We start from the raw sequence: 23027 nt of genomic DNA, 5'->3' as shown, positions 1-23027 counted from the left end.
GCAATGCCCAGATACATGCTCACAGAGGAGCTGTGGTCCAAGCTAAGAGAAATATTGCTTCAATTCAGTCTGTATAACAAGGTAGGTCTGCGCAAAACAGTCGAAGGCATTCTGTTCAGAATGCGTACTGGCATACCCTGGAGAGATCTGCCAGAGCATTTCGGCGAGTGGAATTCCATCTACAAGGCGTTCAATCACTGGTCGAAAAAAGGCATCTGGAAAAAGCTCTTCAACGTGCTGAAAACAGACTCCGATCTGGAATGGGTCTTCATTGATGGCAGCTATGTGAAAGCACACCAGCACAGTGCCGGAGCCGCGGGTGGCTACGACGAGAATATCGGTAAAAGCAGGGCTGGCAACACCTCCAAGGTCCATCTGGCCATCAATGCTTACGGTCTGCAACACGTATTCACCATCACAGGCGGGCACATCAATGACTGTACAGAAGCGCCCGCGCTCATCAAAAAAGTTGAAGGTGCACAGATACTCATAGCCGATAAAGGATACGACAGTCAGACGATACGCGCTGAGGCAGAAGCCCTCGAAATGAGCGTTATTATCCCCAGAAGGAAAAACTCGATAAAGGGAAACAAGGGGCTCGACTGGCATTTGTATAAGCTCAGACACCTGGTCGAGAATGCGTTTGCCAGGCTCAAGCAGTATCGGGCCGTCGCCACCCGATATGACAAACTGACTCGTAACTATGAGAGCATTGTGTCATTGGCTTGTGCATTTCTCTGGCTGCCGATGTGAATTGTCAACAGCCCCTAGCAAATCCTAGCATTTTCTTTGAACGCTTCAACGCTAGCTGGCTATACACGCTTTTTGTGGCTACTAGACATTTGCGCCAAACCGGGTAGCTAAAACCGAGGCGTTACTCAGTGCGCCGCGCTCTAAACAAACTTACCGACAACCAATTGACATCCTCCCCCACCAAACCGCCTAACCGGCTTTTTGGAAGGGGATTCCTACCTCTAGACGCTTATGCCCAAGCGCGAGAATGTTCCTGGCCGCATTGGAATCGCGGTTGTGAGTGACACCGCACTCACAGGTCCATTCTCTTATTCCAAGGCCTGCTCTACCTTTCGGACTGTTGGGGCTCAAAGAGCCACAACACGAGCAAGTCTGGGTGGTGTACCGTTCATCAACTTCCAGAAAAATCCCGCCTGCGCTCTCGCATTTGTATAACAACAGGGTTTTCAATGTGGACCAGCCAGCGTCGAGCACCGACTTGGCCATAGTGGTTTTTGCCAGGCCGGAGCTGGACACATTGCCGACAACGATCAGGCCGTTGTTATTGACCAGCTCACGACTGAATTTGTGCAAAGCATCGTACCGGCGATTGCGGATTTTGGCGTGAATCGCTTTCACCCGCTGTTTTTTTCTCGCTCGCTGGGCCACCGCCAGCTTTTGCTGCTGATCCCGATAGAAGCGACCCGCTTGCAGCGGCTCGCCCGAACTGGGCGTAGCCGTGGTCTTCAGGCCCAGATCCAGACCCACGCTGCCAGTGCCACACCGGCGATCGGGTTTTACCGAGACAACCACGCAGAAATACCACCGACCTCGGGCGTCCTCAGAAAAGCAGCCAGAGCGGAATTTGTACTGAGACAAACCGTAACTGTCCCAGACCCGATAATGCTGACCGTGGAACCGAACCTGCCCGTTGCTCCAAACCGCGGCGCCGGTGTTCACTGGCACCCAGCCGAGCGACCGGCGAACCCCGTGGGTTTTACGCCACGCGAGTTTGGATTTTCGGAACTGCTTGCGGCGTGTGACGTATTCCTGGGCAACGACCTGAAGTGTTTGGCTGTGAAGGCCTAGAAGCTTGCCGGCACCCTTGGTATAAGGATGAAGATCGAAGGCCGACAGAAACTGTCCTCTCTCCCGAATGCTGCGATGACTGAGTTCATTCACAAAATTCCACACACGGTTAACAGCCGCGGCCTGACAGCGCAGCACATTAGCGTGTTTGTCCCAAACTCGGACTTTGAGGGTTTTGGTGAACTCAGTCATACTGTATATAACCACAGCGTTTCTGCTAAGACAAGACCTCTGTCGAGGTCACGCTATCCATCCCCACCCAAATGTTAGAGAAGTCGCTCCCGCTCCACTTGAGTCAATTGGATGGGGTATTTCGCGACTACGTTGATAAATAAAGCGTTATATAAAGGCTACCACCATCTTAAGTTTGGCGCTGACCTGTCCGATCAGACTGCGACGGGCGAGCTGAACGATTTTTTTTAATTTATACGATTTCCAGTAATGCTTAACTTAGCTCTGATTCATTCTAATAGAGGGGCTTATTTACGCTGTCGCATAAAATATGCGTATATATATGCGCTCAGCGCATAAATTAACGCGTGCGCTCGTAAATCGCTCCTTTGCGCTCGCCAGCCTGCTTAATCCAGTCTTTTTTCTTCAGCTTCGCTAATAGCCTATAAGCCTGGTCTGGGCTGATATGACAAAGTTCAATCACATCCGCTCGCTTTACGCTACCGTGGGTATCGATAAAGCTCAGCACCATTTGTTCTTGCTGGATGGGGTCAAAACCGACTTGGCGCACATAGGCCGCTTTTTGGCCAGCGCCCTGATACACCTTCGCACTCAGGGTGTAAGTGCGGCCTTTGCCCGTGCTATGGGCTTCCACCATGCCGGCCTCCACCAGCTTCTCCAAAGTGCCCCGAACCACAGTTTCTGGCTTTTGCACGGATCTGGCCAAATCCGCCGTCCGCAACCGCCGTTCATTCCGCAGCCGAGACAAGATTATCAGGCTATCGATGGGCATGGCGGTGCCCGTTTGTTCCTCGCGTTGAACGATCATGCGCAGAAAATCGGAGTCTGCATCCACGGCGCTCATGCGCAAGCCAACGGTATAAGCGGATGACATGGAGTAATCCGGGGCGGTGCGCCCATAACGGAGCATGCCTTCAAAGATCCGGTCGATACCTCGGCCGGTGCGTTCGGCCAAGCCGATGCGTTTGATGATGTCGGCCAGTAACGGATTGCGGGAACGGGGGTCGGCTACCAGCAGGTTATCCAGATTGACACCCTCTACAAAGCCGCCGGGGTTGCTGATGCTCAGGCCATCGTCATCCAGCCTAACGTGTACCGTGCCAAGAGCGCTGTAATCGCGATGCACAAGCGCGTTTACAAAGGCCTCGCGGAAAGCTCGCCGATCAAAGTTGGGGATGGGCACGCGGAACAAGCCAATCTGGATTTCTTCTTCTTCCACCCGCGCCCGGAACAGCAGCTCGACCTCTTCAAAGGTCTCCAGCAGTGGCTTGCGGTAGAACTCGTTGACCAGCACATCGGTGCCACGCAACACTTGAAATGCCACCTCATGGGACGGCAGGTGTTGCCGCAGCTGCATTTCATTGCCCAGCAGCAGTAAACCCGCCACCGTCGGGTGACGCTTACCGCTTACCGTCATGGTCAGCCCCAGAGCGCCATCCAGCTCTTCATCCGCCAGCGGAAGCAGGCTCTGGTCGCCGCCGTATTTCTTGATGGCATTGCGGATGCGGATACGCTGAATTGGGTCCAGGTCTTCAACCGCAAGGTTTTCCAGTGGCAGCGCGGAGGGGTCGGTGACGCCAAGGCTGGATTGGCGCTGGACAAATTCGTGGGGGTAGAAAGGTACTGCCTCTGGGCTGCCGTCCATTTTCAGGCGGCGCCTCTGTAGCAAACCATCTGAAGTGGATACCAACTGTCGGGACTTGGGTACGTGGATTCTGGCAATTAACTGCCCCTCCAGCTCGACAGACTCAACACGAACAGCCATCGACGGGATGGTTTTGTTGGCGATCAGAGCGGGCAGCCCGGTCACGTTTCGGTGGTTGGCATGCAGGCCAGTAATAGAGCAGTCGTCTTCTACGCCCAAGAACAGGTCGCCCCTTCCGTGTTGGCAAGGGACACGACAGCCGCGACCAGATCCCGATCAGGCAGGCTTCTTACGTCGCTCTTGAACTCGACAGTCAGATTTTCACCTCGGTGAATCAGTTCAAGAATATCTCGCTCTGCGCTATTCATAGCCACCCTTTAAATTTACCACTCAATATCTGCGGCTTGCGGCTTTGCTGGATTTTTTGCAGCAAAGCTTTACACAGGAACGCTAAGTAACGATCTACATCATTTTCATCGGCCGGCCAGAAGAATCGATTCACGATAATAAAGGCTGCCAGAGGTGAAAGAGATTCGATACCTGTTACTGCCTTCCATTCTATTTGCGCGCTCTTGTGTACTCCACTCAAAAGATGGTCAATATTTGAGCGGATCGACTCTAAACTTTACACAAAATAGCCCGAATTTCCGACAACCCCAATGTAACGATGCGAGTAGCAAACCTCAAATTATTCCCCGACTTACTTATGCGCATGCCAGGTTTTACCGGGTCAACCGCTACCAAATGGCGCAATCGACCAGCTCAAACAGCGTGCCGTGCCCAGTTAGTGGTTTTGATGGCTTACTCTGGCGCAAGAGCGCTAGCGCCGCCCATGGCCCAGATATAAGCGCCTCAATCAAAGTAGAGTCATCGCCCGGCAAGCTTCGTTCGTAATCTCCTGGACATCAACAAAACGACACACTCATGACCCCATTACGAATTGATCAGAAGCATAAGGACAATCTCGCGAGGACCGGCGTAAGCCGCCAATTCCAGCAAGAGCTGCGCTGCAGTCACGCGGGCGAAACCGGTGCTGTATGGATATATCGTGGCATTCTGGCCGCAAGGCCGACCGGTGCACTACTGGAGTTCGCGAAAGAACATCTGCAGACCGAACAGCAACACCTAGGTATGTTCGATGACATCAGTGTTTGCTACCGCCGCAGCCTTATATTGCCGCTATGGCGATTTGCAGGGTTTCTGACTGGATTTTTGCCTTCTTTAGCGGGCAAAAACGCCGTTTTTGCCACCATTGAAGCCGTCGAAACGTTTGTTGATCTGCATTATCAGGCCCAGATCCAATCACTCAGCACGTGCGCTCATCGCGAGGCCGAACAGGCGGTACTGGATCTGTTTGAAACCTGCCGTCTAGATGAGGTGGCACACAGAGATGACGCAGCCCAAAGGCGTACCGGGAAACCGACGGCCAGCATGAACCTTTGGACGACCACGGTGGGCGGAGGCTCCCGGGGCGCCGTCAGGTTGGCGCGATTTCTTTAGGTGGAAGATCAGCGGGGTAATCAATATCCAATGCCACTCCAGGATCATCAACGTCCACCCAGATGCAGTGTTGGATACGATGTTTAAACAACTCACGCGCCCCTTCCTCTCCTTTTACCTGTTGCAACTCTGACCAAAAATTGCGGCCAAAGATAACCGGGTGCCCTGCCTGGCCTTTATACCGTGGACGGACAATGTTTTCTGCTGTCGCGACAGCGATTAAGTTCTGGCATGTTGCGGGCAACAACCAGGGCATATCGCCCAGAAAAATGGCTGCCGCAAGTCCGTGAGCATCTTGAAGCACCTGAAAGGCATCGGCAAGACTACTGCCCAAGCCACAGTCGGCATGAGGGGCTCGCAGGATCTGCACTTGTTGTAAATACGTCGGAGATAACAACGCCTTCGGGTCATCTTCTGCTTTCAGTACTACATAAGTATGCGAAAAGTTAGGAAGCACGGCAGACAGGGTCTGGCTCAACAAAGTCTCGCCGTCCGCGAAAGGTGTCAGGCGTTTATCAGAACCAAATCGTTTTGAACGGCCCGCGGCCAGCACAATGGCAATCACATCGTCATTGGCTACCCCTATAGGCGTCTCCATATTATTTATCCCGGCCATAATAAATCCGAACAATGTCGGCCATCACGGCCAGCGCGATCTCGGCGGGTGTTTTACTGCCAATATTCAGCCCTATCGGCATGTGAATGCGGGCTACTTCCTGTTGGCTAAGCCCTCCGGATCGGCGTAATCGCTCAGCCCGGGTTGCCGAGGTTTTCTCAGAGCCCATAACCCCAATATAAAAAGCAGGCGTTTTTACCGCATCAATCATCGCTAAATCGTCAATGCGCGGATCATGGGATAAAGCCACGATAGCCGTTTCGGCATGGCAGCCATGCCGCGCAAGGTATAAAGACGCTAACACCGGCTGAACATTCACATCTGAAACATCAAACGTAGACAACACATCTTCCCTGGGGTCACAAACAACCACCTCAAAACCCAATGTTTTGGCAAAATCCGCACAGGCTACTGATACTGGCGAAATACCCGCAATCACCAGTCGGCGCACCGGGCCGATTCTGACTCGCACAATGGCCCCCGACCTCTCTACTCGGGGACCCTCGCCCGTGTCTGGCAGAAGGCTGACGTCTGACGTGTCCAGGTTGACTGTTCGCATGCAACGCTGCTGCCCAAGCAACGATTGTTGCAGTTGATACAACTGTTGCTGGTGTTCTTCGGAGGGCCGCAAGCGCTCAACCAGAACCTCAAGTACGCCACCGCAAGGCAGCTTTAAACGCTCTTTGTCTGCCTCATTATCACCGTAACAAATAATCTCGCTGGGTGAAGAAAACCGTCCGGCCTGCAGCTGTCCTAAAAAGTCTTCTTCCACACAACCGCCAGAAAGCGAACCCACATGTCGGCCATCTTCACGGGCCACCAGCATGGCGCCCGGAGCGCGGGGAGAGGAGCCATAAGTCGCCAGTACGGTGCACAGCCAAACAGTGTTTCCGCACTTACTCCAGTTAAAAGCATGATCAATGACATCAAGATCAAGGTGCTGCATGATTACCCTGTTTTTCCGGTTTAACTGCGCCGCTTAGGCTTTGCTGTGCAGGTGATTTAAAACGGTAATCTATCACCATGCCGTCAAAGCGCTGGTCACACGGATGCTATTCGTCCCGATTAAACATGTTGGGATTTCCTTTTACAAAATCCTGTATCCAGCGCTCCAGAAACGATTCGTTCTTGCCGGTTCTAACATACCGATAGCCCAAAATCGAGATGACCAGCGCACCCAAGGTATCTACGATCAGGTCCCACATGGTGTCGGTCAGGCCCGAGGGGTCGCCCAGCATGGGTTTTTGCATATTCATACCAAACAAGGTGTCCATGGCAAATTCAAAGATTTCCCACAGGGCGCCGATGGCTACGGCGAACAGAAAAGCAAAAAAGGCGACGAACCCGGGACGCATGTGCAGATTAATGTCTTCCACTTCGTTCATGACGTGCACCAGCAAAAAGCCGACAATGCCGAGCAAGAAGCCGGAACAAGTATGCAAGGCAATATCCCACCACCAATAGCGGGTGTAGTAATCGCGTACTTCCCCTAAAAACAGCGACGCGAACACAAATATGATGGCGAGAAGCACAAATTCAGGCGGTATAAAAACGCGAAAAAAGCGACTGATAAGCAGTGGCGCCAGAGTAATCAGCAAAATGCCGATGGTAAGCACCATGGCCATCCACTGCTGCTGCCAGATGGCGGCCACTACTTCGGCAACCAGAATAATCTGGAGAAAAATTGTCAGGCGTCGGTGAATCAGTCGCTTTTGCATTAAAAACCTTGAAAATTATGACTTTTTAACCGCGATGAGATCAATTCGCGGTCACTAATTGCAGAATTTCCTGATCAATGGCTTGCGCATCTACTAGGTCCGAAAACCACACGTGCTCGCTTTGGCCGTGCAACAAACCCAGAAGAACGCCCAGCACAGCCCCGCGGTGAACATTGTCGCCACCCACGTGAGTGTTGGCCAGCAATGCTTGTTGGGGTTGATCGCGGTAGCGGCACAAGAAGTACAACAACGCGGGCCAGGAATCGGAAATATAGCACGCGGGGGATAGCATGCGGCCCACCACGTCGGAATCTGGCGCCTGCTTTTCAATCGCGGCCAATAGCGCTTTGCACGTACGCGCCGCAACAGATTGCAGCAGTTGCACATTGGTGGGCTGTTCACCGTCCGGCCTCAGCAACAGCTGCGCTATCAGGCTTACGTAAGCATCACAGACCCACCCCAGCTCGTCGCTGGGGTGGGTTAGAAACAAGTGTTCCCGACATTGTGCTTGCACTTGCTCTACTGGCAGGTCTTTTAACAGGCTTTGCAGCGCCAGCGGCGCGATGGTGACCAAGCCGCCAACCGATGCGGTGTCGTGGGTTACTGCTCCGCATTTGCGCGGTGGCAATCCTTGAGCGTAGTTGTGAAAAAATCCGCGATGGTAGGATTCAGCGTAAGTGTCCGGATGTTGTGGCACATCCGCAGTCATGAAATCGATATAGCGAGCGGCAAAATCGTCCACGCTGTAGACACTGCCCTGCGTTTTACCGTCATTCTCTGAGCCACTTGCGACACCCTCTGCATGGCCACGGCTCTGTTCAGCCTCTGCCAAGGTGCGCATCAGCAGTCTGGCACAGTGGGCGTTCAGGGTATTATCGCCCGCAGCCATGCCCACATGATAATGCACGTTCGCGCGATCCCAGTGTTGGCGACGGCCTTTCAGGATGACGTCACCCACCACATCTGGCGCAGCTTTGGCCGAGGCTTTGCGGCCACCCTGAGCGGTAGAGTGCAGAGACATAATAGACGACGGATGCCATTCTGGCGGCGCCTCAAAAGCGCCAACGCCGTTTGAAAACGCAGCAAAGATATCGCCCACCCGGTAATACCAGTGCACAGGCATGGCCAGGGAGTCAGCCACAAACAAATTTTGAAGTGCCGCGCGGGCGCGTTCTTGCGTCAGAGAAAGCTGGGGTGAGGTCATCAAATCGGGTTCCTTCAGTTAGGTGCCATTGCTGTGAAAAAGATAAGTGGCATTGTTGTAGAGTGCGCATAGTGCTTTTACGCCCTTCGCTCTGCGATGTATCTTTACACATTGGTCAGATCGCTTTATTCCCAACGCTCACAAGGACACGCCATGCATCCGGAGAAGCCTTTTTCGCAAGCCTGCGAAAACAACAAATGGCCAATACTCGACGTGCTGCGACGGGTTTTCAAAACACCAGCCAACGTTTTGGAGATAGGCAGCGGGACCGGGCAACACGCAGTGCACTTCGCCACTCACCTGCCCCATCTTTATTGGCAAACCAGTGACCACCCCAGTCATTACCAACTGTGCCAGCCCTGGCTGGACGATGCCAGGCTGCCCAATATTGGAAATCCCATCGCACTGAACGTTAGTCAGGAGCCTTGGCCGGTGCCGGAATTTAACGGTGTGTTCTCGGCCAACACCGCCCACATTATGGCCTGGCACGAAGTCGAAGCGATGTTTGCGGGCGTGGGCAAAGGCCTGGCGGATTCAGCCCCATTGGGGAACGAAGAACGCGGGCAGTTCTGTCTTTACGGCCCGTTCAAATACAACGGCGATTTTACCAGCGCCAGCAATCAGAGTTTTGACCAGCACCTTCGAAGCCACGCGGCGCACATGGGCATTCGCAATATTGAGACCTTGATCGAACTGGCACAAAGCCACGGTATGGTTCTGGCGCAAGACCACACCATGCCCGCCAACAATCAGCTGTTGGTGTGGCACACAACCACTAAAACAGAAGCACTTTAAAGCCGATCAGAATGAGCACAACGCCTCCCAAGAACTCGGCTTTGCTTTCCAGCCAGGTTCCACAATCAGCGCCAACGAGGCGCTGCTCCTCATTCGTTTCGAGCCCAGGCCAATAGCAACGGCGAAGGCGTCCATGCTGAGCGCCAACGCTAGAATAATGAGTTCGATCATAATGTAGATATCTGAATTATTTCGCTGTGTTTTGGAGCCGAGCAATAAGCTACCGATATTTCCCGCAAAAACCAGTCACAAATTCAACCGTGCAAGGCTTGTGGAAATTGGCAAAAGGTTATAGATTGATTGAGAGCTTTTCTAGCCCAAAATTTCACTGTTTTCCCGCGTAAAAGGCCCTGTTGGGAGCAAATTCTTTCTAAAGTTGAACTATTCGTACTTTCACATCTTCCGCCAGGCTGATGTGTGGGGCTATTTTTTGTGCGTGTTACTGTTCGCTGAATCCGCTTTTTAACGCCGGGTTTGGCGTTTTATCTCTGCATTGCTTTACACTTTTTATTTTCTGGAGATTACGATGTCTGAATTGCCAGCGATTCTGGTTGCTGAAGAAGATTTTAACCGACTGTCTAGCATGATTGAAAAACAGGGTGACTCAGAAACCGCTGCCGCGCTGGATGAAGAGCTCAGCCGTTCAACCCTGGTGCCGCTGGCAGATATGCCCGACACAGTGGTTACCATGAACACAGCTGTGCGTTTTCAAGACGAAGACAGCAAAAAAGAGCACCAGTTAACCCTGGTCTACCCCCACGAAATGGGCGACGGCGAAGGTAAAATCTCCATTTTGGCCCCCGCGGGTTCGGCGCTGTTGGGTTTGAGCGTGGGCGAATCCATCGAATGGCCGGTGCGCGGTCGCAAAAACCTGCACTTGAAGATCATTTCGGTCCAGCGCCAGAAATAAGCCTGCCCCGCGCCTTACTAACCAGCGCCCGTTTATCGCCTAGGCTTTGTTGTGCAAGATGTCAGCAAACGCCTGGGCCGATGGCGACAAAGGGCGGTCACGGAATCGCAATTCACAAAGTGACCGGCTCAAATGTTCAGCACCGGGTAGTACCACTTCCTGTAACCGTTCTAATTCCAGCAGTTCGCTGACGACCACCCTGGGCAAGAGCGCAAACCCCATACCGTTGGTAACACACCGGGCGATACCCTCGTTTGACGCTATCTGCAAGGTGGTTTTTGGTAAAACGCCCAGGCTTGCGAGCAAGCGATCGCACACCGAGCGCGTGCCAGACCCCTCTTCCCGTTGAATCCAGCAGCCACTGTTCATTCGCTCCAGTACGCCTTCGCCCTGCGCCCACTCTGCACCGGACACCAGCAGTAAGCCTTCGTTACGCCAATGGCGACTTTCAATCCGTGGGTCTTCCACATCGCCTTCAACGATCGCCAGATCCAACTGGCAATCCAACAGCCACTCGCTGATTACCCGGGTGTTTGCTACGCGCACGTTCACTTTAATGCCGGGATACCGGCGCGCAAACCCGGCCATTGCCGCCGGCAGCCAATAACCGGCCACGGTGGTGCTCGCGCCCAACGTCAGGTTGCCAATGTGTGCGCCTACCCGAGCTTCTATGTCATCCACGGCGGCTTTTTCCAAGGCAAAAATACCGCGAGCGTGATCAAATACCGCGCTACCACCGGCGGTCAGCTGAATTTTTTGACCATGTTGGCTTTTGCGCGACTGGATACGGTCCACCAGCGTCAGCCCCAGCTGGCTTTCCAGCTCACGCACGCCCTGAGACACCGCAGGTTGGCTGATGTGCAAGACAGTCGCCGCGCCGGAAAAACTGCCCTCCTGCACCACCGTGTAAAAAATCCTCATCAGATGCAGATTCAGCACTATATAACCTCAGCTTATAAGCGTTTAATAAAAGCATATTCGATCACGTCATAACGTGGGCGTAAAGTAGCGCCATCTCAACGCTATCCGGAGAATGCAGGTGAATACTGCAGAGCAACACACAGCACTAACAGACACCAAAGATATAACAACAGGAACCCCCAAAAAGCAGATTGTGCCGGGCCTTGCGCTAGTGGCCCTAATGGCTGGCGCCGCGTTTGTTCTGGCCCAACAATCCTGGTTTCAGAGTATGAGCATGGGCCCGCTTACGCTGGCGATCGTTCTTGGCATTGTGGCGGGCAATACGGTGCTGCGCAATCAACCCGCTATTCTGGCCGATGGCATATTTTTGGCAAAGGGCTCGCTGCTAAGGCTCGGAATTATTCTTTACGGCTTTGGCATCACTTTTCAGCAAGTCAGCGCAGTTGGCGCTAACGGTGTGCTATTGGATGCCATCATGATTGCCTCTACCTTTGCGCTGGCGCAGCTGATTGGCCGGCGTTGGATGAAGATGGAAAAAGAAACGGCTATTTTAATCGGCGCAGGCGCTTCTATCTGTGGTGCGGCTGCAGTTTTGGCGACAGAGCCCGTGGTAAAAGGCAGAAGCGATCAGGTATCCGTTGCTATCGCAACGGTGGTGATTTTTGGCACCATCAGTATGTTTCTTTACCCATTGATGTATCCGCTACTGGGCATGACAGAACACCAGTATGGTATTTACGTGGGCTCGACCATTCATGAGGTTGCGCAGGTGGTTGCGGCGGGCCAAGCTATCAGCACTGAAGCGGCTAACAGCGCCATCATTGAAAAAATGGTACGGGTAATGATGCTGGCGCCTTTCCTGCTTATTCTGGCCAACGTACGCCTGCCAAATCGCAAAACAAACGCCGGCGGTGGCAAAAAGGAACGGCAGAAGCTGGTCATTCCCTGGTTCGCCGCTCTGTTCCTGGCGGCGGCTGCGGTTAACTCTGTGATTGCCATGCCCGCCATGGCCACCAATGTCATTCGCCATGTTGACCTGTTCCTGCTATCCATGGCGATGACTGCTCTGGGCCTGAGCACACAGGTGTCTGCGATACGCCGTGCCGGGCTGCGCCCGCTGATACTGGCGGGCTGTCTGTTTGCTTTCCTGACCGTTGGCGGCTATATCCTCAACCGCTTGCTGATCGGTTAAGTCATTCCTGACCTAGGCTAAATAGCCCCTGGCGTCAGCTTGAACTGATCAATTGTCTGGCGCAGGTTTTCGGCCATTACCAGCAATTCAGCCGCTATTTGCGCGGTTTGCTGAGCTTCTAGTGTGGTTTGCTCGGCAGACCGGCTGATTTCAATCACGTTCTGATTGATGGCATCAGACACGTTGCTTTGCTCGTTAGCCGCGCTTTCCATCTCTTGGTTCAGGCTGGTAATTTCACGGGTAGCCTGGGCAATAATTTTCAGCTCGGCCTGTACCTTCAAAATGGCATCTACCTGCTGGCTGGCCCGGTCTGACGCACCGCGCATAGTCGACAAGCAATCCGTAACCTCTTCTTTCAGGCCGTCAATCGTGTCGCGAATATCAGCCGTAGACACCTGGGTCCGCGACGCAAGAGCCCGCACTTCATCGGCAACCACAGAAAATCCGCGGCCGGCTTCGCCAGCTCGCGCTGCCTCAATGGCCGCGTTCAATGCCAGCAGATTGGTTTGATCAGCAATATTGGAAATGGTCTCCAGCATCGTCGTCATTTTCGCGGTGCGCTGGTTCAAAGCTTCAATACGCTGGGCACCGTTTTGCACCTCGGCATTTAATGCCTCAATGCCGCCAACCGCACTTTGTGCAAGCTCCTCGCCCAGCCCGGCTGCTTCGGCCGTAGCCGCCGATTTTTGCGTGGTGGTGATGGCGCTTTCCCGCACCTGCAGCGCTGATGCCGCCATTTCCGTGGTCGCACTGGCCACTTGGTCGGTGTTGTCGCGCTGGCTCAACACCTCCCGTTCGCTGGCGCCGGCCTTGCTGGCAATATCACGCGCGGCTTGTTCAACATGCTCGGCACTCAGCATAACCTGGTTCATGCTGTCTCGCATTTTACTGATCATGCGGTTGAACGCGCGGGACACTGAGCCAATTTCGTCGTTGCGCACCACATCCAGCTCAAGGGTCAGATCCGAGTTACTGGATATCTCATCCATGCGGTCCCGCAAGCGGCGCAAGCGCGAAAACACCAAGTGCCCCAACACCCATGCGGTAATCGCAAATACCCCCAAAAAGAGGCTTGCCTGAATGCCCGCGCTGGTTAGCAATTGCGCCTGCAACCGTGCATCGGTTTCAGCCAGGGAATATTCGATACGGATAGCTCCCAGCACATCACCTTCCTGAGCCTGGTGGCACCCCAGGCAATTCACACCCTGATAATCTGCCATCGCAACCACCGGCTCAATCAGTGTGTAGACCCGGCCGTTTTCGTTGCTGGAATAATGCTCAATACGCTCACCGGCCAGCGCTTTCTCGTCAAGCGGGCCACGCATTTGTTCTGTGCTGTTACCGCTGCCATAAATCCGGTTCAGGTGATCGCTGCGCACCACTCGCACGTTCAGCACGTCTTCCGGCGCCATCGTCTTCTCACGCAGAATTTCACGATTATTGATGGTGCCCGTCACCATCATGGTGTTGAGCGCATCAAAGTAAGATTTCGCCAAGCCGTCTACATATTTATGGCTGAATTCCTCCACGTGTTCACGCTGGGACTGTGCGCTAAAAAATACGGTGAACGCGAGCACCAGTGAAAACGCCGTCGCGAGTGCCAAAAGAAGCATAAAGCGAATGGAATAGTGTTTTTTCATAGTTAACCTGGCTTGTAGATGGCTTTGACGACAACGGGCATTCAAGCCGCAAAGACGCGGGGGCGCGAATCAGGAACTTCAACCGGCGCTGCTTGTTATAGGGTGACGGCCAAAAGACGGCGAACTTTACCGCAAAACCCCTTGGAGTTCATTGGATCCAAGTCAATTTGACGTGCGATCACGTCAAACGCGAGCTGGCCCGCTACTTGCTTAAATGATTACAGTGGCTACAAACCTCGTACGCCAAACTCGACACTGCTGCTGGAGGGCACCGTCATGTCACTACTGTCTACCCTGCTTCGTGCCGGCAGCGAATTACACACGGCGCTGGAAAAACGTCCACCTGCTCCGCCAGTTGGCAATGGCAGCCGTGCTCAGGGCAAAGCAGAGCTGCATGCGCAGCCCGGGGCAGACAGGTTCACCCCTTCCGGAAGCAAAGAAGACGACTCGACACGCAAGGTAAGCAAGCTCGCGATTACCGATTACAAAAAAAGCGTCGGGCAGGATCTTGCCTTTATCAGAGAAACACTGCGGCACAAAATTGCCGAGTACAACATGCCCCCGGCAACGGCGATTCACATCAAAAATGACGGGCAGGGAAACATCGCGGTCGAAGGCAAAGGCCAGAACCCGGCGTTTGCACGCATTGCTGGGGACCTGAACGTAAACACCGCGTTTCAGGATGCGTTCCGGCGCATGAGTGTGAACGAACCCACGCTGCACTTTATGGACAACGCTCTGAAGCTGGGACAGGCCTACGGCGTGAACAACTCGTTACTGAACACACTGGTCAGCGAGAACCAGCAGTTCAACGGCCTGCAAGACCTGGTGCACCGCTACGACTCGCTGCGCCGCAACGCCGGAGCCGTGTCAGCGGCCCCGGTCAACACCGCCCGCGATTACGCCTTAAGCTTCAACGCTCGGGCCTGATGTGGAATAAACTTACTCAAACGGCGACGGGTCGCCCTTGCCTACCCGTGTCACTTCCGGGCTGCCACTGGTGAAGTTGACCACCGTGGTGGCTTCCATGCCGCAGAAGCCACCGTCAATAATCAAATCCAGCTCGTGCTCCAGCGCATCGCGGATGTCTTCCGGATCAGTCATCGGCTCAGTTTCGCCGGGCAGTATCAACGTGCTGCTCATGATGGGTTCGCCCAACTCCCCCAAAAGTGCATGCACGATCGCGTTGTCAGGAACACGTACGCCAATGGTACGGCGCTTGGGGTGCAACAAACGCCGCGGCACCTCGCTGGTGGCGTCCAGAATGAAGGTGTAAGCACCGGGCGTGTAGGTTTTCAGCAGGCGGTAGGTGGAGTTGTCGACCTTGGCGTAAGTGCCAATGTCTGACAAGTCTCTGCAGACCAAGGTAAAGTTGTGTTTGTCGTCCAACTTGCGAATGCGTTTGATGCGGTCAGAAGCAGATTTGTCACCCAAATGGCAGCCTAACGCATAGCCCGAGTCGGTCGGGTACGCAATAACGCCGCCTTTGCGAAGAATATCCACCGCCTGATTAATAAGGCGCTTTTGCGGATTATCCGGATGAACCTGAAAAAACTGACTCATGAATCAGCCCTCTTGTTAAAGCTTGCCCCGGGGTCGTTTTTCGAGCCGCCCAGACAGTTTGGGGAATCGGGTGTGGATTGATTTTGCGCAGCCCATTCCTCAGGCGTGAAGGGGTGCATAGCCAGCGCATGCACACCAGCGGCCAGTTCTGCAGCCAGCACTTGATAGATCGCCTGGTGGCGTTTCACCTTTGATTGCCCCACAAATGCCGGTGACACCAGGGTCACCTTGAAATGGGTTTCCGAATTGGGCGGCACGTTGTGCTTGTGGCTGTCGTTCTCGACTATCATCACCTGGGCATTAAAAGCCTGATGCAACTTTGCCTCAATTTTTTTCTGCACGTCCATTACACACTCACTCTTCGTTGCTTGTATATTAACAGTCTACTATATAGTAATCGCAAAACCCGACAACCTTGACAGCGTTGCGATGAAACGCCACATTCGCAGCGGGCACGGGTAGCGGGCCCCACCCCTGACACCCAGATTTTTGCCGGGGCGCTCTTTAATCTGCTCGCCAGCCACTCTTAAATTCACTCTTAAATTCACTCTTGAACTCAATCTTAAATTCGCACTCCACGTCAGTTTTAAGCCAAACGGGAACACCAATGCACCTTTATATCGCCGAAAAACCAAGCCTTGGCCGCGCCATAGCCGCTGCATTGCCCCAGCCCCAACAAAAAGGCCAGGGCTGGATTCGCTGCGGCAGCGGCAGCACTGCGGTGACGGTCAGCTGGTGTATCGGCCATTTACTGGAGCCCGCCGAACCCGCCAGTTATAACCCTGCCTGGAAAAACTGGCGCGCCGACCAGCTGCCGATGTTCCCGGAAAAGTGGCAGCTCACTCCGAAAACCGGCGTTGCCGCCCAGCTTAAAGTACTGCAATCGCTGATCCGCAAAGCCAGTGAAATTACCCACGCAGGCGACCCGGACCGCGAAGGCCAGCTGCTGGTAGATGAGGTGATTCGCTATGTGGGCACAGACGCACCGGTAAGGCGCCTGCTGATTAACGATTTAACCCCGGCCGCAGTAGCAAAAGCACTCAAACAGACCCGCGATAACCGTGACTTCCTCCGGCTGTCGGCTTCGGCCCTCGCACGCCAGCGCGCAGACTGGCTTTACGGCTTGAACCTGACCCGCTTTTACACTCTGCTCTATCAAACAAAAGGCCAACAACAAGGCCAGCAGGGCGTTTACTCCGTTGGCCGAGTGCAAACCCCGGTACTGGGCCTGGTGGTTAAGCGCGACCAGCACATTGAGCAGTTTCAAGCCCAGGACTTTTTCCCGCTGGAAGCCCGTTTTCACGGTATGGAAGAAGACTCTGACACCCACACTTTCAGCGCCCGCTGGGTACCCGGTGAGGACTACCAGCACCTGCTGGACAGCGAAAACCGTTTGCTGGACCGCAGCGCGGCGGACCAGGTCGCAGCCGCGGTTGAAGGCAGGCCAGGCAAAATCTGCGAATCCCGCTTTCGCGACCGCTCAGAGCCGCCACCGCTGCCCCTGTCACTCTCGGCGCTGCAAATCGAAGCCGGCCGACTGTTCCGCATGGCCGCCAAAAAAGTACTGGATACCGCGCAAAGCCTGTATGAACGCCACCAGTTAATCACCTACCCTCGATCAGACAGCCGTTACCTGCCGCTGGAACATTACAACCAGCGTCAACAGGTTATTAGCGCTATCGGCAAGGTCGATATCGACCTTGCCGAAGCCAGCAATACAGCCGATTTGCAACGGAAAACCGCAGCCTGGAATGACAAAAAGGTGGACGCCCACCACGCCATCATTCCCACTAGCCGGAGTCGCGCAGGCGGTGCGTTATCTGGAAAAGAAGCCCAGATCTACAATTTAATCAGCCGCTATTACCTGATGCAATTTGCAGCAGATGCCATCCATCGCGAAGGCAAATTGGGCGTAAAGGTCGGCGACCACCTGTTCCGCACCTCAGAAACTGCTGTGTTACAGCCCGGCTGGAAAGCGCTTGAACTGAAACTGCGCGACGCCAAAGCCAAACCGGAAAAACCGGCACTGCCCAGGCTGGGCACTGGCGATCCGGTGCTGTGCGACGGCACCCAGGTGTTGCAGCAGCAAACCCAACCCCCAAAGCACTTTTCAGACGCCACGCTGCTGGCCGCAATGACCAACATCGCGCGCTTCGTTGACGACCCGGAACTGCGAAAAACCCTGCGCGAGACCGATGGCCTGGGCACCGAAGCTACCCGTGCTGCCATTCTGGAAACCCTGTTCAAACGCGACTACCTGTCCCGCGACGGCCGCCATATCCGCGCCAGCGACAAGGGAAAAACCTTGATAAACGCGCTGCCAGACTCTGTTAGCAAACCCGACCGCACCGCCGTTTGGGAAGCCACACTGGAAGCCATTCAGCGCGGCGAAGCCCAGCCGCGACAGTTTCTGGATTCCCTTAAACAGGAAATTCAGGGATTTATCGGGCACCCCGCGCCCCTGGCACCTGACGCTGTCGAGATAGCAACCAACCCGGATGCCCCCCATTGCCCCAAGTGCCGCGCCGGCATGGTTGAGCGCAAAGGCAAATTCGGTGCTTTTTACGCCTGCACCCGCTACCCGGGTTGCAAAGGCACCCGCCCGCTGGAAGACCACAGCCCGGAAGATGGCAGCAGCCAAAAACCGGTCCCCTGCCCATTCTGCTTTTCGCCCCTGGTCAGGCGTAAAAGTAAAAAAGGTTGGTTTTGGGGTTGCAGTTCTTTCCCCGCCTGCCGTCAAACAGTGAACGATGTAAACGGAAAACCCGACCTGCCGGTTAAAACGACTACAAAATGAAATGGAATCCGATGCCGAATTTTGCAACAATGTGATTATGCGTATAAGTGTTAAAACGAACGTAACCGGGCGAACCCACGCTGAATAGCCACTTACTTGTTTCAGGAGAGCCAGATGCGCATTGCGCTGCTTGAAGATGAGCCGGAGCAATCCCAATATGTCCAGGGCATAATTTGCGAAAGCGGTCACAGCTGCGATGCTTTTGGAATAGGTCAATCTTTTCTGAGCGCTGTACTGCACAACAATTACGATTTACTGGTGCTGGATTGGCAGATTCCGGACAAGACCGGAATCGACGTGCTTAAAAACGTGCGCGCCCAGATTAATTGGCCGGTCCCCGTGCTGTTTCTAACCCAGCGCGACAGCGAAACCGACATTGTCAGCGCTCTGGACGCCGGCGCCGACGACTATATTGCCAAACCGGCGCGTGCAGCGGAACTAATAGCGCGCATCAACGCCCTGTCGCGGCGCAGCCAGTCTGCCCAAAACACCGCACAGTTGTGCTTTGGCCCTTTTGTTATCAATACTCAGCAGCGCAGCGTGGAGCTTCATGGCGAAGCACTGGTTCTCACCGACAAAGATTACGAGCTGATTCTTTTTCTGTTTCAGAATCAGGGCCGGCTGTTAACCCGCGAGGCCCTGCTAGAAAGGGTTTGGGGTCTTAACCGCAGCATCAACACCCGCACTGTCGACACGCATATGAGCCGATTGCGACGCCGTTTGGGACTTAACCCAGATAACGGATTTCGCATAAAAACCATTTATCAGCGCGGGTACCGACTGGAAGCGCTCAGCCAGCAAGCGTTAAGCCATAAATCCCCAGAACCAGACAAGGGCGTGAAGCAACCGCAAGTGAAGGCGGCCAATGGCAGATAAAGCACGGCCTAGCCGTACCCCGATAGTGCGTATTCTGACAGTGCGCATTTTGCTACTGTTCTTAATCGCACTGCTTCACAGCACGTCTGCACAGGCCCAATTGCCACTTGCGATGGGCTCGGGCGTGCACCTAAGCAGCTCGGGCATGGCACTCGCAGAATGGGTTTACACCCTACAAAAAGGCGATAGCGTTCAACAGTTGGCCACGCAATTGCTGGCACCACCCCACAACGCCCAGCAACTGCTAAAACACAACAGCCTGAACAACGCTCTGCTGCCAGTCGCAGGCGAGCAAGTGCGTATTCCTATGGACTGGCTTAAGCGCCAACCCCAGCCTGCCCGAGCGACCTCTGTATCTGGCCTGGTGCAACTGCTAACCGGCAACGGCCAGCGCCGGCCGCTGACCGTAAACACACTGATTCGCGCTGGCGACGAACTACTGTCCGGCTCCGGTAGCGCCACTATTACCCTCGCTGAAGGCTCTGAAATCCGGCTGTCACCCAATTCCAGACTGGCCTTTAGCCGCATGACCCAGTTTGGCAAACCGGGAATGATTGATACCCGCTTGCGGCTGAATCGTGGCGAGGTTTTCACCCGCGTAAAGGATGTGGTCAGCGGGGGCAGCCGTTTCGAAATCGAGACTCCTTCGGCAACGGCCGCGGTGGATGGCACTCAGTTTGCGATTCAGGCAAACGCCGGGGGCACGGGTTTGCAGGTGATGAATGGCCAGGTTAAATTTGGCCAACAGGGGCGCTCCGTAGAAGTGCCCGCAGGTTATGGCGCTCACGTTGCCGCACAGCCCGGCGGCGATGTTCGCCTGCACAAACTTGCACCGCCACCCATGGTTACCGGTCTGCCGGCCGTTCTGCGTAAGCTGCCCGCCGAACTGCAATGGCAAAGCCTTGCGAAAATGCACAAGCTGGATATTTTTGACACCGCCAGCGGGCGATGGGTAGACAGCCGCACACTGGCCGGTGACCGTTTTGACATAAGCCGGCTGAACAACGGCCGTTATGAAATTCAGCTTGCGGCGTTAGACTATCAAGGCATAAAAGGTTTGCCTGCGCTTGTGCCATTTAGCATTGACCTTCAAGCTCGCGCCGCCAAATTGTTGGAACCTGGCGACAGCGCAACCACCACCACAAATCAGCCCGAATTTAGCTGGAGCCTGAACGGCGACAGCGAAACCGCCCAAATTCAGATCTCAGCCACGGCGCAGTTCGAAAACCTGGTCGCAACCAGCGAGTGGGCACAACAAAGCGAGGCAAAACTGTCGCAATCGCTGTCTCCCGGCCAATATTACTGGCGGGTTAAAACCGAAGCCGGCGGCGACTCCAGCGCCACCAGCAACGTCCACAGCCTGATTATTGACGGCAGCTTGCCACCGGTAAACATTATCTCGGTTAACTACCTGGACCAACAGGTGCGGTTATTCTGGGAATCGGTGGAAACAGCCAGCAAGTATCGTATGCAGCTGTCTGCTGACCCTGATTTTTACCCGGTCATCAAGGAAGCAGACATACCGGGAAATACGGCAGGCTTGCGCCTGATTCCCGGAAAGCGGTATTTTGTGCGCCTAAAGGCACTCTCCGACGGGCCACTGGCCAGCCGCTGGGGTCCGGCAACGGAGCTATATATCGATTAACCGCTGAACAGACATTAGTGCAGGAAGCATGACTCGGGACTGGCTAAAAATCACAACAATGCCTTGGGCGCTTGGGCTCATTCTGCTGCCCCTGGCGTTCATCATAAAGCTCACCACCCTACCCGACCGCCTGGACAGCTGGTTGCTAAACCAGCTGGCACTGAATCCAGCCTGGAACACTGAGCGCAACCCTGCCATCGCCCTGATCCCTGAATGGAGCAGCGACGTTCTTGTGATAATCGTCGTTATCACGCTGGCACTCCCACGATTGCGAACGTCACTCAACATTGTTACCTGCATCGCCATTACACTGGCGCTTTTATTGCTGCATGTGGCGTTACTGTTCATCGGGCATGTTTGGCTGCCCATCACCAATGCCGCCATCATGCCATTGCTAGCAATGCCGGTAACCAGCGGTTTACGCCTCACTATAACCGGTCAGTTTTTGAACTTTCAGCTCGACAAGCTCTCTGACGGCCCTCACCTTGAACTGCCCGAAGCCGCCGACCTTTATCCGCCGTTACTGTTACAACAGTTGCAAACCCTGTTTCACCCAAGAGGCTGGTTACTCACAAACGGACACAGCAAGCTGACAGGTGAAAAGCTGGGCAGCGATGAAATCCCGGAAAACCTGGCCACAGGACGCTGGAGCTTCAACGACAATCGCGCGTGGATACGCTTACAAAGAGGCGATGATAACTACCACCTGGGTCTGATCCTGCCCGACGATCTCAACCGCGAAATGATCCAGCAATACCTACAGCGTTTAAATCTGGAAAACGGCGATTCAGCACATTTACACATTCTAAAGCGGAGCAGGCCCACCGAACTGTTTACCGCAAGGCTCGAGCGGGCGCAGCTGGCCAATCAAAAACTGGCGCGCCTGCACGGATTCATCCGCCACAGTTTTGAACACATGCCAGACGGTATTATCGTAACCGACCAACTGGGAATGATCCGCTTTGCCAACGGCCACATCGAACGCTGGTTTAGCGAGCCCATGCCCAGCCTTTTCGGTTTGTCTTTGACTCGCCTGCTGAACGGCCACGACCCAGAGCCCGCTGCGCCCTGGCACGAAATCGTATCTGACACACTGATTGTGAGGCAGGCACGCACCACAGATTTGAGCGTTCGCAGCCGTGATTTTCTCATTCACTTTGCGCCATTCCGCTTACCAGACAGCGATCAGCATGGAATTATCGCCAATATTTCCGATATTTCAGAATTGCGCGAACAGCAGCGACAGCACCGTGAAGCCATCGACTTTATCTCCCACGACGTACGTTCGCCACTGGTGTCACAACTGGCGCTGATTGAACAACTTAAACGCCGGGGGCCGGGACAAATCCAGCCCGCAGAACTGGACCAGCTGGGAAAACTGGCCCGCCGCAGCTATCACCTGGCGGAAGAGTTCGTGCAGCTGGCGCGGGCCGAGCAATTAACCGAAGCACGATTTTACGAATGCGAACTGCTGGCCATTGTCGAAAATGCCCGCGACAGCGTGATTGAACAGGCCATTGGCAAACGGATTCAGATTTATTTGCAGGGTACCGAAGACCTTTGGCTAAGGGGTAATCCGGAATTACTGGAGCGGGCTGTCATCAACCTGATTGGCAACGCCATCAAGTACAGCGAGGAAGGGTCGAAGATTGTTATTCAGGTATTCCGGGCGGGCCATCTGGCGTGCCTGGCCATTGCAGACGAGGGTAACGGCATTGACGCCAATGAACTTCCTGGCCTGTTTGATCGTTTTCAGCGCCAGAAAAGCAGCGAACTGTCTGGTAACTACGGTACCGGCCTGGGGTTGTTTGTCGTCAAAACCGTCATCGAAAAGCACCGCGGCAACATCAACGTAAACTCAACCCCTGGTATCGGCTCTACCTTTACCATCACATTGCCACTAACCAACCCTCTGCCCTGAAACACAAGGGGGTGATCGGCTAGCTGGGAATATTCTTGCTTACTACGTCTGAAGGCGAACTTAGCAGCCCA

At 54.4% G+C, this 23027-nt stretch carries 21 protein-coding genes and 1 pseudogene; 10 read left to right on the top strand and 12 right to left on the bottom strand.

The features are described 5' to 3' along the window. Positions 1-3: 3 nt before the first annotated feature. A complete protein-coding gene (locus ATG98_RS15005) occupies positions 4-753 on the top strand; it encodes an IS5 family transposase (RefSeq protein WP_098423724.1) in 750 nt (249 codons plus the stop codon). A gap of 189 nt (positions 754-942) precedes the next feature. Here ATG98_RS15005 and ATG98_RS15000 read toward each other — a convergent pair whose 3' ends face one another. The 3 genes and pseudogenes from ATG98_RS15000 to ATG98_RS21885 all read right to left on the bottom strand — a co-directional run bounded on the left by ATG98_RS15000 (position 943) and on the right by ATG98_RS21885 (position 4247). After that, positions 943-2013: an RNA-guided endonuclease InsQ/TnpB family protein gene (locus ATG98_RS15000; RefSeq protein WP_098423722.1), complete on the bottom strand. Its 1071-nt coding sequence runs from the start codon at positions 2011-2013 to the stop codon at positions 943-945. A 340-nt stretch (positions 2014-2353) separates the two neighbouring features. Further along, a pseudogene (locus tag ATG98_RS14995) lies at positions 2354-4026 on the bottom strand (ATP-binding protein). Then, positions 4023-4247, bottom strand: a complete 225-nt coding sequence (locus tag ATG98_RS21885) for a hypothetical protein (RefSeq protein WP_179888176.1) — start codon at positions 4245-4247, stop codon at positions 4023-4025. The pseudogene ATG98_RS14995 and the gene ATG98_RS21885 overlap by 4 nt, the downstream one beginning before the upstream one ends. A gap of 335 nt (positions 4248-4582) precedes the next feature. Between ATG98_RS21885 and ATG98_RS14990 the strand changes: the two genes are divergently transcribed. Next, positions 4583-5158, top strand: a complete 576-nt coding sequence (locus ATG98_RS14990) for a demethoxyubiquinone hydroxylase family protein (protein WP_098417947.1) — start codon at positions 4583-4585, stop codon at positions 5156-5158. Here the strand turns inward: ATG98_RS14990 and ATG98_RS14985 are convergent. The 4 genes from ATG98_RS14985 to ATG98_RS14970 form a co-directional block, all read right to left on the bottom strand. Next, the gene (locus ATG98_RS14985) at positions 5136-5774 is read right to left on the bottom strand and encodes a nucleotidyltransferase family protein (protein WP_098417946.1); all 639 of its coding nucleotides are present in this window, start codon (positions 5772-5774) and stop codon (positions 5136-5138) included. The genes ATG98_RS14990 and ATG98_RS14985 overlap by 23 nt on opposite strands. After that, positions 5758-6720: an XdhC family protein gene (locus ATG98_RS14980; protein ID WP_098423720.1), complete on the bottom strand. Its 963-nt coding sequence runs from the start codon at positions 6718-6720 to the stop codon at positions 5758-5760. The genes ATG98_RS14985 and ATG98_RS14980 overlap by 17 nt, the downstream gene beginning before the upstream one ends. 106 nt (positions 6721-6826) lie before the next feature. After that, positions 6827-7492: a DUF2238 domain-containing protein gene (locus ATG98_RS14975; RefSeq protein ID WP_098423718.1), complete on the bottom strand. Its 666-nt coding sequence runs from the start codon at positions 7490-7492 to the stop codon at positions 6827-6829. A gap of 40 nt (positions 7493-7532) precedes the next feature. Continuing rightward, entirely contained in the window at positions 7533-8696 is a 1164-nt protein-coding gene (locus ATG98_RS14970; protein ID WP_098423716.1) for an ADP-ribosylglycohydrolase family protein, read from the bottom strand. Positions 8697-8849: 153 nt separating this feature from the next. On the opposite strand from ATG98_RS14970, the gene ATG98_RS14965 reads away from it, so the two are divergent. Continuing rightward, positions 8850-9491 carry a DUF938 domain-containing protein gene (locus ATG98_RS14965; protein WP_098417942.1) on the top strand — a complete coding sequence of 214 codons (642 nt, stop codon included), beginning with the start codon at positions 8850-8852 and terminating at the stop codon, positions 9489-9491. Here the strand turns inward: ATG98_RS14965 and ATG98_RS23000 are convergent. Further along, positions 9472-9543 (bottom strand): hypothetical protein, encoded by a 72-nt coding sequence (locus ATG98_RS23000; RefSeq protein ID WP_416376600.1) that lies wholly within the window; start codon positions 9541-9543, stop codon positions 9472-9474. The genes ATG98_RS14965 and ATG98_RS23000 overlap by 20 nt on opposite strands. A 474-nt stretch (positions 9544-10017) precedes the next feature. On the opposite strand from ATG98_RS23000, the gene rnk reads away from it, so the two are divergent. Next, positions 10018-10401 carry a nucleoside diphosphate kinase regulator gene (gene rnk / locus ATG98_RS14955; protein ID WP_018403333.1) on the top strand — a complete coding sequence of 128 codons (384 nt, stop codon included), beginning with the start codon at positions 10018-10020 and terminating at the stop codon, positions 10399-10401. 39 nt (positions 10402-10440) lie between these two features. On the opposite strand, the gene ATG98_RS14950 is transcribed toward rnk, so the two are convergent. Next, positions 10441-11340, bottom strand: coding sequence for a LysR family transcriptional regulator (locus ATG98_RS14950; RefSeq protein WP_228706157.1), 900 nt, complete (start codon positions 11338-11340; stop codon positions 10441-10443). Positions 11341-11440: 100 nt separating this feature from the next. Here ATG98_RS14950 and ATG98_RS14945 point away from each other — a divergent pair, with 100 nt between their 5' ends. Beyond that, complete coding sequence (locus tag ATG98_RS14945) at positions 11441-12514, top strand: YeiH family protein (RefSeq protein WP_098424467.1); 1074 nt, start codon at positions 11441-11443, stop codon at positions 12512-12514. A 17-nt stretch (positions 12515-12531) separates the two neighbouring features. On the opposite strand, the gene ATG98_RS14940 is transcribed toward ATG98_RS14945, so the two are convergent. After that, the gene (locus ATG98_RS14940) at positions 12532-14154 is read right to left on the bottom strand and encodes a methyl-accepting chemotaxis protein (RefSeq protein ID WP_098423714.1); all 1623 of its coding nucleotides are present in this window, start codon (positions 14152-14154) and stop codon (positions 12532-12534) included. A 276-nt stretch (positions 14155-14430) separates the two neighbouring features. On the opposite strand from ATG98_RS14940, the gene ATG98_RS14935 reads away from it, so the two are divergent. Next, positions 14431-15084, top strand: a complete 654-nt coding sequence (locus ATG98_RS14935; protein WP_098417940.1) for a hypothetical protein — start codon at positions 14431-14433, stop codon at positions 15082-15084. A 12-nt stretch (positions 15085-15096) separates the two neighbouring features. Here the strand turns inward: ATG98_RS14935 and ATG98_RS14930 are convergent, their stop codons facing one another. Beyond that, positions 15097-15717: an L-threonylcarbamoyladenylate synthase gene (locus tag ATG98_RS14930; RefSeq protein WP_098423712.1), complete on the bottom strand. Its 621-nt coding sequence runs from the start codon at positions 15715-15717 to the stop codon at positions 15097-15099. Continuing rightward, entirely contained in the window at positions 15714-16064 is a 351-nt protein-coding gene (locus ATG98_RS14925) for a BolA family protein (protein WP_098417938.1), read from the bottom strand. The genes ATG98_RS14930 and ATG98_RS14925 overlap by 4 nt, the downstream gene beginning before the upstream one ends. A 260-nt stretch (positions 16065-16324) precedes the next feature. On the opposite strand from ATG98_RS14925, the gene ATG98_RS14920 reads away from it, so the two are divergent. The 4 genes from ATG98_RS14920 (at position 16325) to ATG98_RS14905 (ending at position 22956) form a co-directional block, all read left to right on the top strand. Continuing rightward, positions 16325-18514 (top strand): DNA topoisomerase 3, encoded by a 2190-nt coding sequence (locus ATG98_RS14920; protein ID WP_098423710.1) that lies wholly within the window; start codon positions 16325-16327, stop codon positions 18512-18514. A 114-nt stretch (positions 18515-18628) separates the two neighbouring features. Then, a complete protein-coding gene (locus tag ATG98_RS14915) occupies positions 18629-19390 on the top strand; it encodes a response regulator transcription factor (RefSeq protein WP_098423708.1) in 762 nt (253 codons plus the stop codon). Further along, entirely contained in the window at positions 19380-21035 is a 1656-nt protein-coding gene (locus ATG98_RS14910) for a FecR family protein (protein WP_228706156.1), read from the top strand. The genes ATG98_RS14915 and ATG98_RS14910 overlap by 11 nt, the downstream gene beginning before the upstream one ends. Positions 21036-21093: 58 nt before the next feature. Continuing rightward, positions 21094-22956: a sensor histidine kinase gene (locus ATG98_RS14905; RefSeq protein WP_228706155.1), complete on the top strand. Its 1863-nt coding sequence runs from the start codon at positions 21094-21096 to the stop codon at positions 22954-22956. The last annotated feature ends 71 nt before the right edge of the window (positions 22957-23027 follow it).

The organism is Marinobacter sp. LV10R520-4 (genome assembly GCF_002563815.1).
Classification (GTDB): domain Bacteria; phylum Pseudomonadota; class Gammaproteobacteria; order Pseudomonadales; family Oleiphilaceae; genus Marinobacter.
This window is presented reverse-complemented; position numbering and strand designations above follow the sequence as displayed.